We start from the raw sequence: 16235 nt of genomic DNA, 5'->3' as shown, positions 1-16235 counted from the left end.
TCACCGGGTAGCCACTATATATAGCGGGGCCTCGAAAGGCGTCACCGCCTTCAATTTCTGTTTTTAGGAATCTTCCGATCCATGGGAAAATCGCTGGTCATTGTGGAATCCCCGGCCAAGGCCAAGACGATCAACAAGTACCTGGGCAACCAGTACGTGGTGAAGTCCAGTATCGGCCACATCCGTGACCTGCCTACCAGCGGTTCGTCCACCTCCAAGGAGCCGGCGGCCCGCAAGGCCAAGGCGGCGGGCGAGGCCCCGGCACTGTCACCGCGTGAAAAAGCGCGGCGTACGCTGGTAGCACGCATGGGCGTCGATCCCGACCATGGCTGGAAGGCCAAGTATGAAATCCTTCCTGGCAAGGAGAAGGTCATCGACGAGCTGCGCAAGCTCGCCAAGGATGCCGACACCATCTATCTCGCAACCGACCTTGACCGCGAGGGGGAAGCCATCGCCTGGCACCTGCGCGAAGCAATCGGTGGCGACGATTCCCGCTACAAGCGAGTGGTGTTCAACGAAATCACTAAAAAGGCGATCCAGGAAGCGTTCTCGCAGCCAGGCGAGCTGGATATCGACCGTGTGAACGCTCAGCAGGCGAGGCGTTTCCTCGATCGCGTGGTGGGCTACATGGTATCGCCCCTGCTTTGGCAGAAAATCGCCCGTGGGCTGTCCGCCGGGCGGGTGCAGTCTGTCGCCGTGAAGCTGGTGGTGGAGCGCGAGCGTGAAATCCGCGCGTTCATACCTCAGGAATACTGGGAGCTGCACGCCGACCTCGCCAGCAGCAAGGCCAAGGTACGCTTCGAAGTGGCGCGCGAGAACGGCGAAGCCTTCAAGCCGCTGAACGAAACCCAGGCCATGGCGGCGGTGCAGAAGCTCAAGGCTTCCAGCTACACCGTGGCCAAGCGCGAAGACAAACCCACCAGCAGCAAGCCGTCGGCGCCTTTCATCACGTCCACGCTGCAGCAGGCGGCGAGTAACCGCCTGGGCTTTGGCGTGAAGAAAACCATGATGATGGCCCAGCGCTTGTACGAAGCCGGCTACATCACCTATATGCGTACCGACTCCACCAACCTGTCGGTGGACGCACTGGACATGGCCCGCGCCTATATCGAAGGCAACTTCGGCAAGCAGTACCTGCCGGCCACGCCAAACGTGTATGGCAGCAAGGAAGGCGCACAGGAGGCGCACGAGGCGATCCGCCCGTCCGACGTGAATCTTCACCCTTCGCAGCTCAACGGCATGGAGCGAGACGCAGAACGGCTGTACGAGCTGATCTGGCGCCAGTTCCTGGCCTGCCAGATGCCACCGGCGCAGTACCTATCCACCACGCTTACTGTGGCGGCTGGAGACTTCGAACTGCGCGCCAAGGGCCGCATCCTGAAGTTTGACGGCTACACCAAAGTATTGCCGCAGGTGAGCAAGCCGGGCGAAGACGACGTGCTGCCCGAAATGGCCCAGGGCGAGAAGCTGCAGTTGCTTGAGCTGGACCCCACCCAGCACTTCACCAAGCCACCGGCGCGGTACTCCGAAGCCAGCCTGGTCAAGGAAATGGAAAAGCGCGGTATTGGCCGGCCATCGACCTATGCTGCGATCATTTCCACCATCCAGGACCGTGGCTATGTGACGCTGCATAACCGTCGGTTCTACTCGGAAAAGATGGGCGACATCGTGACCGAGCGGCTGGGCGAAAGCTTCTCCAACCTCATGGACTACGGTTTCACCGCGGGCATGGAAGAGCACCTCGACGACGTTGCGCACGGTGAGCGGGACTGGAAGAACGTCCTGGACGAGTTCTATGAGGACTTCCGCGCCAAGCTGGAAGTGGCCGAAGCCAGTGAAAACGGCATGCGCGCCAACCAGCCGACCCTCACGTACATCCCGTGCAAGGAATGTGGTCGGCCGATGATGATCCGTACCGCGTCCACCGGCGTCTTCCTCGGTTGCTCAGGCTACAGCCTGCCGCCCAAGGAGCGTTGCAAGGCGACCATCAATCTGGTGCCTGGCGACGAGATCGCTGCAGACGACGAGGGTGAATCCGAATCCCGCGTACTGCTGAACAAGCACCGCTGCCCCATTTGCGCGACGGCGATGGATGCGTACCTGCTGGACGAGAAGCGCAAGCTGCACATCTGCGGTAACAACCCGGACTGCGCCGGCTACGAAATCGAGGAAGGCAGCTTCCGCATCAAGGGCTACGAAGGCCCCAGCATCCAGTGCGACAAGTGCGGTAGCGAAATGCAATTAAAGACCGGCCGCTTCGGCAAGTTCTTCGGTTGCACCAACGCGTCCTGCAAGAACACTCGCAAGCTGCTGAAAAACGGCGAGGCGGCGCCCCCCAAGATGGACGCCGTGAAGATGCCGGAGTTGAAGTGCGAGAAGGTAGACGACACCTACGTTTTGCGTGACGGTGCCTCGGGCTTGTTCCTGGCCGCGAGCCAGTTCCCGAAAAACCGGGAAACCCGCGCGCCGCTGGTACGCGAGCTGTTGCCTCACAAGGACGAGATCGATCCCAAGTATCATTTCCTCTTTGATGCGCCTGTGAAGGACCCCGAAGGCCGCTTCTCGGTGATACGCTACAGCCGCAAGACCAAAGAGCAGTACGTGCAGACCGAAGTCGACGGCAAGCCTACCGGCTGGCGCGCCTTCTTCGATGGCACGGCCTGGAAGGTCGAAGACAAGCGTTGAATGCTCGGGGCCATAGTGCCCCGTTCATTTTTTCGGAGGTGCCCATGGCACATGAGTTGTATACCCGCACTAACCAGAAACTCTATTTCGCAGGCCTTGCCTTGGAGGCACTGGGGCGGGCGGAGCAGGGCGCTGCCATGAATGCGGCTGCGCTGGCCCAGGCAGAGCGCGAGGCAGTACTGTTTCATCTTTACGGCGGGCTGCTGGGGCTGTGCCATGAAATTGCAGGGTACTACCGCCTGACCGACGCCGACTCGCCGAAGGCGGAGCGGTTCCTCACGCCCGAAGCCTTGGCGGCAGCGCCTAACCCCCAGTTGGGGGAATTGGTGGAGCTTGCAGGCAACCGGGCAACCTGGCTGGCAAGGTTGCTTTATGAGTACAACGCTCTGTGGCAACCGCCACGGGCGCCGCGCAAGCCCAAGCAGGACGTAACCCAACCGTTGATCCAGGCGGTAAGCCTCGATGAGCCCGAGGAAGCGCCCACGCTGCGGCGAGAAGAGCTGGAGGAGTGGCGCCAACAGTTGAAGTACCTGGCGGTCCGGTTCCGGGATGGGCTAAGTGAGTGCTGATTAGCTCACTGAATGTTACAATAGCCGCCTTTCCCGGAGATCCCTCACGTCATGTCTACGTCTTTTCTTGAAATCGTCGAACTTCCGGATGGCCGGATCGAGCTGCGTCGCGCCGAAGACGAAGGTTCGCTGGTTACCTTGAACTTCTCCGACGATGCCAAGGCCTTTCTCCAGGGCCAGCACGTAGAAGTCGCCAAGGCCATGCTGAGCGTTGGCGTGCAAATGGCCGGCAAGCTGGTTGAAGGGGATTTCGAACACGATGACGGGCCGCGCGTACTTCATTAAGGCCGGCGGCCGTTGGGCTTCAGCCCAGGCGGATATTCAGGCTTTGCGCGTTGCCCTGGCGCGCAGCGGTTACAAGCTGCTGACGCCCGTTTGTGTTCAGCGGGTTGACCCAACTGACTACGGTATGGCTTTTGCCAAGGCGAAGCGCCTCGCACGCGAGCTGCAGCGGCGTTTGATTGGCCCGGGGTTGCAGCAACAGGATGCGTTCACGGTTGAGCCCGGCATCGCGTAGCCAGTTCTGGGTCAAGCTGGCCGGCGGCGCGACCAGCGTGAGCCAACGCATATGCTCCCCCTCGCTCAGCTCGCGTAGCATGGGTGCCAACAGGCTAAGGCAGTTTCCCGTTGCCCCGCGAAGGCTCAGCTCGCTGAACACCTCGGGCGCCTGGCCTGGCCAGCCTTCGGCAGGCGCTTTCTGGAAAGCCTGCCCGGGCGGCGCGATAAAGGCTTCGAACAACGACAGCTGGGTATGCTGGGCGCTATTGGGCACTATCGTGGAAAACTGCATTGTCGCCTCCTGTCTATCGGCGTATGACGCCAACGCTAAGCCCTTCGATCACCAGATCCTGCTCACGCAGGTCCACTTCGATGGGCGCGAATTCCGGGTTTTCAGCCAACAGCTGAACCTTGTGGCCGACACGGTTGAAACGCTTGACGGTCACTTCCTCGCCGATGCGAGCGACTACAATCTGGCCGTTGCGCGCTTCGCGACAGGTATGGACCGCGAGCAGGTCGCCATCGAAGATGCCCACATCCTTCATGCTCATGCCATGCACGCGGAGCAGGTAGTCTGCGCGTGGATGGAAGAAGGCCGGATTGATGTCGCAGGTGGTCTCGATATGCTGTTCAGCAAGAATAGGGGCGCCGGCAGCTACACGGCCAATGACCGGCAGTGAGGAATCGTTGGCGGAGCGCGGTTCGGCACTGGGGATGCGAATGCCGCGAGAGGCACCCGGGGTCATTTCGATAGCGCCCTTGCGCGCCAGCGCCTTGAGGTGCTCCTCGGCGGCGTTGGGGGACTTGAAGCCCAGCTCCTGGGCGATTTCGGCGCGGGTAGGGGGGAAGCCGTTGTCATCGAGGCAACGCTTGATGAAGGCAAGGATTTCGGCCTGGCGTGGCGTTAGTTTCTGCATGGCGTTGGCTCTGGCTTTTTATACAGTGCCTGGAATTATATACAGTATGCAGCGCTTGGCAATCCCTTCCGCTGGCGCTTCGCTGCTTGAAAGCGTGGCCGTATGGCTGGAAAATGCGCCGCCAGCTTGACAATGCAAGCAGGCCAAACGTATGTTTCAAACACCTGTTTGTCAGCCGGAGCACCCATGGCACAGTCGGAAACCGTCGAGCGCATTCTCGATGCCGCCGAACAACTGTTCGCGGAGAAGGGGTTCGCCGAAACGTCCCTGCGCCTGATCACCGGCAAGGCCGGCGTCAACCTGGCCGCCGTGAATTACCACTTCGGCTCTAAAAAGGCACTGATCCAGGCCGTGTTCTCCCGGTTCCTCGGGCCATTCTGCGCCAGCCTCGATCGCGAGCTCGAGCGCCGCGCCGCCCGCCCCGAACACAAGGCCAGCCTGGAAGAATTGCTGGAAATCCTCGTGGATCAGGCACTGTCGGTACAGCCGCGCAGCAATAATGACCTGTCCATTTTCATGCGCCTGCTCGGGCTGGCCTTCAGTGAGAGCCAGGGCCACCTGCGGCGCTACCTTGAAGACATGTACGGCAAGGTGTTCCGCCGTTACATGCTGTTGGTGAATGAAGCTGCACCGGGCATCCCGGCACTCGAGCTGTTCTGGCGGGTGCACTTCATGCTTGGGGCCGCGGCGTTCAGCATGTCGGGTATCAAGGCGCTGCGGGCAATCGCGGAGAACGACTTCGGCGTGGACACCTCCATCGAGCAGGTCATGCGGCTGATGGTGCCGTTCCTGGCCGCGGGCATGCGTGCCGACAGCGGTGTAAGCGACCCTGCCATGTCTACCGCGCAATTGCGCCCCCGCAGCAAAGCGCCGGCCAAGGCCTGAGCCGCGCACGACAGCCCGGTCCGGATTGGGTAAAGTAGCGGCCCCGTTGCTTTCCCAAGGATTTCCCATGAGCGCCAGCCTTCAAGGCTCTCTGATGGTCGACGTTGCCGGCACCTGGCTTACCGCCGAAGACCGCCACCTGCTGCGCCAGCCCCAGGTGGGCGGGCTTATCCTCTTCGCTCGTAACATCGACCACCCACGCCAGGTGCGTGACCTGTGCGCCAGCATCCGCGCCATACGGCCGGACCTGATCATCGCCGTGGACCAGGAAGGGGGCCGTGTGCAGCGCTTGCGCCGCGGGTTTGTCCGCCTGCCAGCCATGGGGCGGATCGCACAAGTTGCCGAAAGTGCTGATGCGCTGGCTATTGCCACCCATTGTGGCTGGATCATGGCCACCGAAGTCCTCGCCGCAGGGCTGGACTTGAGCTTCGCGCCAGTGCTGGACCTGGACTACGGCCGCAGTGCCGTGATCGGCGCCCGTTCGTTCAACGGCGACCCGCAAACGGCAACCGCCCTGGCCGGGGCGTTCATCGATGGAATGAACCAGGCGGGCATGGCCGCGTGCGGCAAGCACTTCCCCGGCCACGGCTGGGCCGAGGCGGATTCCCACGTGGCCATTCCTGTAGATGAGCGCGACCTGCCAACCCTGCGCGCGGGCGACATGCAACCGTTCATTCAGTTGCGCGCCAGGCTGGCGGCAGTGATGCCGGCCCATGTGATCTATCCGGCGGTGGATGAGCGCCCCGCTGGCTTCTCGCGCCACTGGCTGCAGGGCATCCTTCGAGCCGAATTGGGCTTCGAGGGAGTGATCTTCAGTGATGACCTGTCCATGGCGGGCGCTCACGTTGCAGGCGATGCAGCCGCTCGTATCGAAGCCGCGCTGAGCGCCGGCTGTGACATGGGCCTAGTGTGCAACGACCGCGCCGCCGCCGAGCTGGCCCTTGTCGCTGCGCAGCGCCTTGGCGTAACCCCACCCGCGCGGCTGGCCGGCATGCGCCGCCGCGCTCACCCATCCCTTGAATATCGACAGCATCCTCGCTGGCTCGAAGCGCTGGGTGCGCTTCGCCGGGCGGGCCTGCTTGAGCCTGGAGCTTGATCATGACCACCTACGCAATCATTGGCGGCACTGGGCTAACCCAGCTCGATGGCCTGGAAATACACCGTTCGGTAGAAATCGAAACCCCGTACGGCGCACCTTCCGCGCCGGTGCTGGTGGGCGCATATGCAGGCCGCGAAGTGCTGTTCCTGGCCCGCCACGGTCACCCGCACCGCTTTCCTCCCCACAAGGTGAACTACCGGGCCAACCTGTGGGCGCTGAAGCAGGCCGGCGCCGAGGCGGTGCTGGCGGTGAATGCGGTAGGCGGTATTCATTCGGCCATGGGCACCGGGCATTTTTGCGTGCCGCATCAGGTGATCGACTACACCAGCGGGCGTGAGCATACGTACTTCGCCGACGACCTGGAGCACGTTACCCACATCGACTTCAGCTACCCCTACAGCGAGCCGCTGCGCGGGCAATTGATCGCCGCACTGGCCGCCGAGGGGCACGCTTACAGTGACTTTGGCGTATATGGCGCCACCCAGGGGCCGCGGCTGGAGACCGTCGCCGAAATCGCCCGGATGGAGCGCGACGGCTGCGACATCGTCGGCATGACCGGCATGCCGGAGGCAGCGCTGGCCCGGGAAATCGATCTGGCGTATGCCTGCCTGGCCCTGGTGGTTAACCCGGCTGCGGGCAAGAGCACCGATGTGATCACCATGGCGGAAATCGAAGAAGCCCTGCACCAGGGGATCGGAAAGGTGAGAGGCGTATTGGGCAGGGTACTGGCGGCCTGATTCGAACCTGCCGGGGCCGGCGCCCACAGCCTCAGCGCTTGTCCGGCAGCGGCTCCAACAGCGCTTCGATATCTTCCGGTTGCCATCGCCAGTCTGCCGCGTGGTGGCCGTCGAGCACGCCCGCGGCGAGGGCTGTTTTCTCTTGTTGCAGCTGGGCGATTTTCTCCTCCACAGTGCCCCGTGTGATCAGCTTGAACACGAACACGGGTTTATCCTGCCCGATACGGTAGGCACGGTCCGTGGCCTGCTGCTCGGCCGCGGGGTTCCACCACGGGTCGTAATGGATCACCGTGTCGGCAGCGGTAAGGTTCAGGCCCACGCCACCCGCCTTCAGGCTGATCAGGAAGATCCGCTTGCGGCCCTGCTGGAAGTCCTCCACCGGCGCCCGTCGGTCGCGGCTGGCACCGGTAAGCAGCGCGTAGTCCATCCCGCGCTGTTGCAGTTCGGCTTCGATCAGCTCCAGCATCGAGGTGAACTGAGAGAACACCAGTACCCGCCGGTCTTCGGTCATCAGCCGCTCCAGCATTTCCATCAGGCTTTCCAGCTTGCCGGAGCTGCCGCCCGGCGCGTAGGCGCGTTGCTTGTCCACCAGGCGCAGGTCGCAACACACCTGACGAAGCTTGAGCAGGGCTTCAAGAATGATGATCTGGCTACCTGCCATGCCTTTGCGGCTGATCTCCGCGCGCACCTTGCGGTCCATGGCCAGCCGTACCGTTTCGTACAGGTCACGTTGGGCGGTGTTGAGCTCTACCCATTGGATGATGTCCGTCTTGGCGGGCAGTTCGGTCGCCACCTGCTCCTTGGTGCGGCGCAGCAGGAAGGGCTTGATACGGGCGTTGAGGTGCTGCAAGCGCTCCTGATCCTCATGGCGCTCGATCGGTACCCGGTAATGGGTGTTGAAGGCCTTGCTGTCGCCCAGCCAGCCCGGCATCAGGAAATGGAACAGCGACCATAGCTCGCCCAGGTGGTTTTCCAGCGGCGTACCACTCAGGCACAGGCGCTGCCGGGCGTCGAAGCGACGGGCCGCTTGTGCAGCCTTGCTGCCGGGGGTCTTGATGTACTGCGCCTCATCCAGGATCAGCACATGCAGCTTGAGCTGGCCGATACGCTCGACATCCTTGGGCAGCAGTGCGTAGGTGGTCAGCAGCAGGTCATATTCATGAAGGTGCTCGAAGTGCTTGCGGCGGCCCACGCCCTGTAGCGTGAGCACGCGCAACCCGGGGGCGAAGCGGGCGGCTTCATCCTGCCAGTTGGGGATCAGGCTGGTGGGCATTACCACCATCACGGGCCGGTCGAGCCGCCCGGCGTTTTTCTCGGTAACTACATGCGCCAGCGCCTGGAGGGTTTTCCCCAGGCCCATGTCATCCGCCAGGATCCCGCCAACTTCCAGCTCGCGCAGGTTTTGCATCCAGCTCAGGCCGTCCAGCTGATAGTCACGCAGCGTGGCGTTCAGGCCCACCGGAGAAGGGGCGTTGCGGCTGTGGATGTCGCCCAGCCGGGCGGCAAGTTGGCGCAGCCGGTCACTGCCCTCCCAGCGCAAGGGCATGTCCGCCAAGGCGTTAAGCCTCGACGCATCAGGCGTGGGCAGCCGCAGCCGGGTTGCGCCGGCCTCATGTTGGTAAACGTCGCCCAGCACCGCAAGTACCGGTTTCAGTCGCCCGTAGGGCAGGGCTACCTGCAGGGCGCGCTTGCTGCCTTGCGCGGCAGGTAGTTGCAATACGAGCAGCTCTTCGTCCTTGCGGCGCGCCAGGGCGGCAGGCTTGAGCACATCAGGGTGCGTGCGCACCAGGTTCAGCAGGATGGGTAGCAAACTCTGGGGTTGCCCATTTACTACGATCCCCACTTCCAGGTCGAACCAGTCGTGCCCTACGGCTTCATCCAGCACGGCGTACCAGTCGTCCACGGGCGTGAGCTGGAAGCTGAAGTGTTCGCCATACTCGATTTCCCAACCTTCTTCGCGCAACGCGGGCAAATCCTGCAGCACAAAGCGTAACCAGGCGCTGTCCGTGGGGAGCTCATACAGTTCGCCTGCGCTCTCCGGCAGCGCCTTGCTTTGCCGGGTCGCGATACGAAAGCCCAGGCTTACCAGATGATCACGCAGTCGGCGCTCCGCCTGCACGTCGCGGCTTTGCGCCCCGGCACCCTGGCCGGCGCGCATTGTGGAGGTGGCAGGGGGAACGTAGACGCCCTCATAGCCGAACGCCAGCGCCGCGCGATGCTGAACATGGCGTTGCATGCGCCCGTTGCGAGGCTCGAATGCGCTGAACTCCACGCTCCCCAGCCACAAGCGAGGGCGCGGCGCCGGGGCCCCGGACACGTTCACGAGCACGGCACAGCTACTCTGTTATCTGGCTGGCCATGCATCGGTTCAGGTTGCCTTCGCCAGCTGCTCGAGCAGGCTTTCGATGGTATTGAAACGCTCATCCGGCCGCTCCATCGGGACCTGGAATTTAAACAGCGTAGCGCCTTCGAACTTGTAACGCTTTGGTTGGCTCTGGATCATCTTGATCAGCACCAGCGGGTCGACCGGTGTTTCGGCGGCGAACTCGATACGGCCTCCTTGAGGGCCGGCGTCGATCTTCAGAATGCCGAGCTTCTCCGCATGCAGCTTGAGTAGGGTGAGGCGGATCAGGTTCTTGGTGGGCTCGGGCAACAGGCCGAAGCGGTCGATCATTTCGACCTGAAGGTCCTTGAGGCCGTCCTCGTCCATGGCTGAAGCGATGCGCTTGTAGAGGATCAGGCGAGCGTGAACGTCCGGCAGATACTCCTCGGGAATGAGTGCCGGAAGCCGCAGGTTGATCTCCGGGCCACCGCTCAGTGGCTTGTCCAGGTTCGGCTGTTCGCCTTTCTGGATCGACTTCACCGCACGCTCCAGCATCTCCATGTAGAGGGTGAAGCCTACCGCCTGGATCTGCCCGCTCTGGCCTTCGCCCAACAGCTCGCCGGCGCCGCGGATTTCCAGGTCGTTGGTGGCCAGCACAAAGCCGGCGCCCAGGTCCTGGGTATTGGCGATCGCCTCCAGGCGTTTTTCGGCATCGGCGGTCACCTGCTGGCGTGACGGCGTGAGCAGATAGGCATAGGCCTGGTGGTGGCTACGGCCGACTCGCCCTCGCAGCTGGTGCAACTGCGCCAGGCCGAACTTGTCGGCGCGCTCGATGATGATGGTGTTGGCGCTGGGCACGTCGATGCCCGTTTCGATGATGGTGGACGCTACCAGCACGTTGAAGCGCTTGTGGTAGAAGTCGCTCATCACCTGCTCGAGCTCGCGCTCGCGCATCTGCCCGTGGCCGATGCCGATGCGAGCCTCGGGCACCAGTTCGGCCAACTCTGCGGCACATTTCTCGATGGTCTTCACATCATTGTGCAGGTAGTACACCTGGCCGCCGCGCAGCAGTTCGCGCAGTAACGCTTCCTTCACGGTGCTCTTGTTCTGCTCCATCACGAAGGTACGTACCGACAACCGGCGGGCAGGCGGCGTGGCGATGATCGACAGGTCCCGCATGCCGGCGATGGCCATGTTCAACGTGCGTGGAATCGGCGTAGCGGTGAGCGTGAGAATGTCCACTTCGCTGCGCAGGGCCTTGAGCGCTTCCTTCTGACGCACGCCAAAGCGGTGTTCCTCATCGATGATCACCAGCCCCAGGTTTTTGATCTTCACGTCATCCTGCAGCAACTTGTGAGTGCCGATCACGATGTCGATCTTGCCTTCGGCCAGTTCGGCGACGGCTTCGGACACTTCCTTGGCGGACTTGAACCGGCTCATCACCTCCACGCGTACGGGCCAATCGGCGAAACGGTCGCGGAAGCTGTTGTAGTGTTGCTGGGCGAGGAGAGTGGTGGGTACCAGAATTGCCACCTGGCGGCCGCCATGCACCGCAATGAACGCAGCGCGCATGGCCACCTCGGTTTTGCCGAAGCCCACGTCGCCGCACACCAGGCGGTCCATCGGCCGCGGCGCGAGCATGTCGTCGTGCACTGCCTGGATCGCCGATAGCTGGTCTGGGGTCTCCTCGAAGGGGAAGCCGGCGCTGAAGGTTTCGTAATCAAGGGCCGGATCGCTGAAGGCGTAGCCCTTGCGCGCCGCCCGGCGAGCGTAGATGTCCAGCAATTCGGCGGCTACGTCCCGTACCTGCTCGGCGGCCTTGCGCTTGGCCTTTTGCCACGCCTCGGAGCCCAGCCGGTGCAGCGGCGCCAGCGCGTCATCGCTGCCGGTGTAGCGGGCGATCAGGTGCAGGTTGGCCACCGGCACGTACAACTTGGCGTTCTCGGCGTACTCGAGGGTAAGGAATTCGGCGACCTGGTTTTCGATTTCCAGCGTGGCCAGGCCCAGGTACCGACCCACGCCATGGTCGATGTGCACCACCGGCGCGCCTTCGCGCAGCTCGGTAAGGTTCTTGATGACGGCATCGCTGCCCACGTCGCCACGCTTGTCACGGCGGCGGCGCTGCATCACGCGTTGGCCGAACAGCGGGCTCTCGGCGATCAAGGCCAGGGCCGGATCGTCCAACTGCAACCCATCATCCAGTGGCGCGATGGTGATCGCCAGCCGCGCCTCGCTTTCCACGAAGCCCGGCCAGCCATCCACCGTCACTGGCTTGAGCTTGAGGCGCGCGAGCATGTCCAGCAGCACTTCGCGGCGGCCCGCCGACTCGGCGGTGAAGAGTACCCGGCCGGGGAATTGATCCAGGTAGCCAGCCAGCGCGGCCATCGGTTGGCTGGCCTTGGCTTCGATGGCCAAGTTGGGCAGTGGGCTGGCGGGAAAGCGTTCACGCCCGCCACCGGTACCCGGATCTTCGCTGCCAGCGACCACGCGGGGCCAGGTTTTGAGCCTGGCAAAGCAGTCTTCCACCGGCATGAACAGCTCGGCGGGTGGCAACAGGGGGCGCAGCGGGTCGATCCGGCGCTCCTCGAAGCGATTGCGTACGTCGTTCCAGAATTGCTCCGCAGCCTGTTCGATCCCAGGTAGCGAGAACACCTGGGTGTCCTGTGGCAGGTAGTCGAAGAGGGTGGAGGTGTTTTCGAAGAACAATGGCAGGTAGTACTCGATCCCCGCAGGGGTGATGCCACTGTTCAGGTCCTGGAAGATCGGGCTGCGGCGGAAGTCCACGTCAAAGCGCTCGCGGAAGCGTGCCTTGAAGCGGGTGATGGCTTCCTTCTGTAACGGGAATTCCCGTGCCGGCAACAAACGCACCGATTCTACCTTGTCGATAGAGCGCTGGGTTTCGGGGTCGAAGGTGCGCAGCGTTTCGATCTCGTCGTCGAACAGGTCTATCCTGTAAGGGAGCTTGCTGCCCATCGGATAGAGGTCGATCAGTGCCCCGCGCACAGTGAATTCGCCGTGCTCGTACACCGTATCCACGTAGCGGTAACCGGCCGCCTCCAGGCGTGCCCGGGTCGCTTCCACGTCCAGCGACTGCCCAACGTCCAGTACCAGGCTGCTGCCCAGCAGGAACTGCGTGGGCGCCAGCCGATGTAGGGCTGTGGTGATGGGCACTACCAAAATGCCGTGGCTCAACTCGGGCAGCCGATACAGCGCTGCAATACGCTGGGACACGATGTCCTGGTGCGGCGAGAACAGGTCGTACGGCAGGGTTTCCCAGTCGGGGAAATGCAACACCGGGAGGTCGGGGGCAAAGAAGCGCAGCTCCTGTTCCAGACGGTCTGCTGCCTGGCTGTCGGCCGTCAGCAGCAGGGTAAACCGCTTGGCGGTGCTGGCGGCCTCGGCGATCGCCAGGCTCAGGGCGGCGCCCGGCAGGTTGCCCCAGGTCTGTTTGACCGGCGATGCGGAACTCGCCACGGATGGTAACGGCGGAAGGCGCAGAACTGGCACGGTAGGGCAAGGCTCCAGAAACTAGGTCCGAAAGCCGGATTGTAACGGGCCAGGCAGCCGCCTGTCAGTGGCGGCATGCGTAAAAGAAAGCCTGTGCAGGCAAGAACTTAAAGGTGCTGCAACGGTCTATGCAGCCGTGCTGACGGGTGCTCATTGCTTTGGCGCAGCGGCCGAAGTCATAATGTAGCTCCTTTTTTCTACCCCTACATGTGGAAGGTTCCCGTGAATCAGAAGCCCGACCAGTGTCTTGGTGAATGGATCGATCGTGAAGCGCTCGCCGAGGCGATGATCCCGTTGATCGGTCAGCTTTACCGCAACAATAACGTGGTGACCTCGATCTATGGCCGCAGCCTGATCAACCGTTCCGTTATTGCGATCCTCAAGGCCCATCGCTTCGCCCGCCATCGCCAGGCCGACGAAAGCGAGCTGTCGGTCCACGAGACGTTCCCGCTGCTGCAGGCCATGAGCGAGCTCAAGCTCGGCGCGGCCTCGGTAGACCTGGGCAAGCTGGCGGTGAAATTCAAGGCCGAAGGCAATGGCCGCAACGCCGAAACCTTCGTGCGTGAAGAGCTGGCCAATGTAGTGGGCAAGCAAGCCACCGAAGCTGGCCACCGCAAGGGCCAGGACGTGGTGCTGTACGGCTTCGGCCGCATCGGCCGCCTGCTGGCGCGCATCATGATCGAGAAAACCGGCGGCGGCGACGGCCTGCGCCTGCGTGCGATCGTGGTTCGCAAGGGTTCTTCCGACGACCTGAACAAACGCGCCAGCCTGCTGCGCCGCGATTCTGTCCACGGTTCGTTCGACGGCACCATCATGGTGGACACCGAGCACAACACCCTGAACGTCAATGGCAACCTGATCCAGGTGATCTACGCCAAGGCGCCCAACGAGGTGGACTACACCCAGTACGGCATCCAGAACGCTCTGCTGGTGGACAACACCGGCGTGTGGCGTGACGCCGAGGGCCTTAGCCAGCACCTGGCCTGCCCGGGTATCGACCGCGTGATCCTCACCGCGCCGGGCAAGGGCAAGCTGAAGAACATCGTTCACGGTATCAACCACGAGTTGATCACCCCTGAAGACAAGATCGTGTCGGCCGCTTCCTGTACCACCAACGCCATCGTGCCGGTGCTCAAGGCCATCAACGACAAGTTCGGCATCGCCAACGGCCACGTCGAAACCGTTCACTCGTACACCAACGACCAGAACCTGATCGACAACTTCCACAAGGGTGAACGCCGTGGCCGCAGCGCCGCGCTGAACATGGTCATCACCGAAACCGGTGCCGCCACCGCTGCCGCCAAGGCGCTTCCTGAACTGGCCGGCAAGCTGACCGGCAACGCGATCCGCGTCCCTACGCCGAACGTGTCGATGGCCATCCTCAACCTGAACCTGGAAAAGTCTACCAACCGTGAGGAAGTGAACGAGTACCTGCGCTATGTAGCGCTGCACTCGGACCTGTCCCGCCAGATCGACTTCGTGACCTCCACCGAAGTGGTGTCCACCGACTTCGTGGGCTCGCGCTACGCGGGTGTGGTCGATGCCGAAGCCACCATCTGCAACGACAACCGCGTTGTACTGTACGTGTGGTATGACAACGAATTCGGCTACAGCTGCCAGGTGATCCGCGTGATGGAAGACATGGCGGGCGTGAACCCACCGGCGTTCCCGCACTAAGGTCTGCCCGAAACAAGAAAACTCCGGCCTGTGAAGGTCGGGGTTTTTTTATCCGCCGGCTTGAATGGTGAATGTTTCGCGGAGCTCAATCCAATGAGCCGGCAAAGCCGGCGATCCCGGGGCCCTCAATTCCTGACCACCGCCCAACTCATCACCAGTGAAATAACGCTCACCGATGCCAAGGTCCCATTGCCCCAGGCGCCAAGCACCCCTCCAAGCAGCGCCGTAGCGGCAGCGGCCGCAGCAGCCAGCGAGGCGGCAACCCCGAGCACCGTCCCCCGTAAGCTCTCCTGCTCGCAGGCCAGCGCATGCCCGATAAGCGCGGTGTACGCCACGCCGTAGGCAAGCGCCGCTGCGGCGGCCAGAGGTAGCGCAATCAGGCTGCCCAGGCTGACTGCCAGCAGGGCACAGAGCGATGCCAAAGCGGCAATGGCAACCTGTGCAATACGACGGGTGGGGTAGCGGACCTGCACGGCGCCGGCCAGCCATACGAAGGCTACGCACATGCCTACACCAATGACGGCCAATAACGCGCCGATGCTCCCCGCTGCCTGGCTATTTCTCGAAAGCATCCACGGGAGGTATTGGTAAAGCAGGTTCCAGCCAATCTGCAGCCAGAGCAGGGCGAGAAGAGGCCGGCGCGTTGATGCCGAGGTGAAGCCGTTCAACACCTGACGAAGCAAGGAAGGGCCGATCGGGTTGCTTGTACGCGGGGAGGGAGGCAGTAGCGTTGCGAGCGCCATGCACACTGCACTAAGCCCCAAAGCTACAATCAATGGAGGAAGCAGGCTCGCGCCATGCTCATTATCTGCCATCAAAATCCCTGCAAGCGCGGGGCCCGCAAAGAACCCAGCGGTCATGGCGAACATCACCCAGCCAATGCGCTTCATGGCCTGGCCAGGCGCTTGTACCAACATCGCCTGCGCAACCGGCACGCTGCCGGCGAATGCACCGCCTATCAGGCGCCCGATCAGAAGCAGCAAGACACTGCCTTGGCTGACCGCCCATGTACAGAGCGCATAGCCGGCCACCGATCCTGCTACGGCAATCAGCAGCGTTGGCCGCCGGCCAATACGGTCGGAAAGCGCGCCCAGCAGCGGCGCGCCGACCATCATCGCCAAGGCGTAGCCGGCCAGTAGTACGCCATAGAGCCACGTGACTGCGGCGGTAGTGGGTGTAGTACCGAATAACACGCCCGCGGGATTGGTAGGGTCCAGGAGTGACGGCAGCAGGGGCAGCAGCAATGCCGTGCCCAGGCCGTCAATGAAGATGATCAATAGAAGTGTAAAGGATGCCATCGCGTCACTTTGCCGCTGATGGCTACCAAGGGAAAGTGCG

General features: G+C 62.8%; 12 protein-coding genes. 7 read left to right on the top strand and 5 right to left on the bottom strand.

The genetic code is table 11. The features are described 5' to 3' along the window. Nucleotides 1–81: 81 nt before the first annotated feature. From topA to AC3Z8Y_RS15205, 3 genes are read left to right on the top strand one after another with little or no spacing between them, the layout of a single operon-like run. The gene (gene topA, locus AC3Z8Y_RS15215) at nucleotides 82–2685 is read left to right on the top strand and encodes a type I DNA topoisomerase (protein ID WP_490086529.1); all 2604 of its coding nucleotides are present in this window, start codon (nucleotides 82–84) and stop codon (nucleotides 2683–2685) included. A 44-nt stretch (nucleotides 2686–2729) separates the two neighbouring features. After that, on the top strand, nucleotides 2730–3254 hold the full coding sequence (locus tag AC3Z8Y_RS15210; RefSeq protein ID WP_490086528.1) for a DUF6586 family protein: 525 nt from the start codon (nucleotides 2730–2732) through the stop codon (nucleotides 3252–3254). Between the two features lie 51 nt (nucleotides 3255–3305). Continuing rightward, a complete protein-coding gene (locus AC3Z8Y_RS15205; protein ID WP_181112483.1) occupies nucleotides 3306–3539 on the top strand; it encodes a hypothetical protein in 234 nt (77 codons plus the stop codon). A gap of 19 nt (nucleotides 3540–3558) precedes the next feature. Here the strand turns inward: AC3Z8Y_RS15205 and sulA are convergent, their stop codons facing one another. Continuing rightward, entirely contained in the window at nucleotides 3559–4044 is a 486-nt protein-coding gene (gene sulA / locus AC3Z8Y_RS15200) for an SOS-induced cell division inhibitor SulA (RefSeq protein ID WP_490086527.1), read from the bottom strand. A gap of 13 nt (nucleotides 4045–4057) precedes the next feature. Continuing rightward, nucleotides 4058–4669 carry a transcriptional repressor LexA gene (lexA, locus tag AC3Z8Y_RS15195; RefSeq protein ID WP_490086526.1) on the bottom strand — a complete coding sequence of 204 codons (612 nt, stop codon included), beginning with the start codon at nucleotides 4667–4669 and terminating at the stop codon, nucleotides 4058–4060. 186 nt (nucleotides 4670–4855) lie between these two features. On the opposite strand from lexA, the gene AC3Z8Y_RS15190 reads away from it, so the two are divergent. The 3 genes from AC3Z8Y_RS15190 to AC3Z8Y_RS15180 all read left to right on the top strand — a co-directional run bounded on the left by AC3Z8Y_RS15190 (nucleotide 4856) and on the right by AC3Z8Y_RS15180 (nucleotide 7390). Then, the gene (locus AC3Z8Y_RS15190) at nucleotides 4856–5554 is read left to right on the top strand and encodes a TetR/AcrR family transcriptional regulator (RefSeq protein WP_490086525.1); all 699 of its coding nucleotides are present in this window, start codon (nucleotides 4856–4858) and stop codon (nucleotides 5552–5554) included. Between the two features lie 67 nt (nucleotides 5555–5621). Then, on the top strand, nucleotides 5622–6650 hold the full coding sequence (gene nagZ / locus AC3Z8Y_RS15185) for a beta-N-acetylhexosaminidase (RefSeq protein WP_490086524.1): 1029 nt from the start codon (nucleotides 5622–5624) through the stop codon (nucleotides 6648–6650). Nucleotides 6651–6652: 2 nt separating this feature from the next. Then, nucleotides 6653–7390 carry an S-methyl-5'-thioinosine phosphorylase gene (locus AC3Z8Y_RS15180; protein ID WP_490086523.1) on the top strand — a complete coding sequence of 246 codons (738 nt, stop codon included), beginning with the start codon at nucleotides 6653–6655 and terminating at the stop codon, nucleotides 7388–7390. 31 nt (nucleotides 7391–7421) lie between these two features. Here the strand turns inward: AC3Z8Y_RS15180 and AC3Z8Y_RS15175 are convergent, their stop codons facing one another. Together AC3Z8Y_RS15175 and mfd are read right to left on the bottom strand one after the other, a co-directional pair. Continuing rightward, a complete protein-coding gene (locus AC3Z8Y_RS15175) occupies nucleotides 7422–9719 on the bottom strand; it encodes a DEAD/DEAH box helicase (protein WP_490086522.1) in 2298 nt (765 codons plus the stop codon). A 39-nt stretch (nucleotides 9720–9758) separates the two neighbouring features. Continuing rightward, complete coding sequence (gene mfd, locus AC3Z8Y_RS15170; protein WP_490086521.1) at nucleotides 9759–13220, bottom strand: transcription-repair coupling factor; 3462 nt, start codon at nucleotides 13218–13220, stop codon at nucleotides 9759–9761. A gap of 207 nt (nucleotides 13221–13427) precedes the next feature. Between mfd and AC3Z8Y_RS15165 the strand changes: the two genes are divergently transcribed. Then, a complete protein-coding gene (locus tag AC3Z8Y_RS15165; protein ID WP_490086520.1) occupies nucleotides 13428–14897 on the top strand; it encodes a glyceraldehyde-3-phosphate dehydrogenase in 1470 nt (489 codons plus the stop codon). Nucleotides 14898–15022: 125 nt separating this feature from the next. On the opposite strand, the gene AC3Z8Y_RS15160 is transcribed toward AC3Z8Y_RS15165, so the two are convergent. Beyond that, nucleotides 15023–16195, bottom strand: a complete 1173-nt coding sequence (locus tag AC3Z8Y_RS15160; protein ID WP_490086519.1) for an MFS transporter — start codon at nucleotides 16193–16195, stop codon at nucleotides 15023–15025. Nucleotides 16196–16235: the final 40 nt, after the last annotated feature.

This window comes from Pseudomonas sp. 3MAES_34.3B (assembly GCF_058145875.1).
The sequence above is the reverse complement of the archived record's forward strand: the minus strand, read 5'-3'. Positions and strand labels throughout refer to the sequence as shown.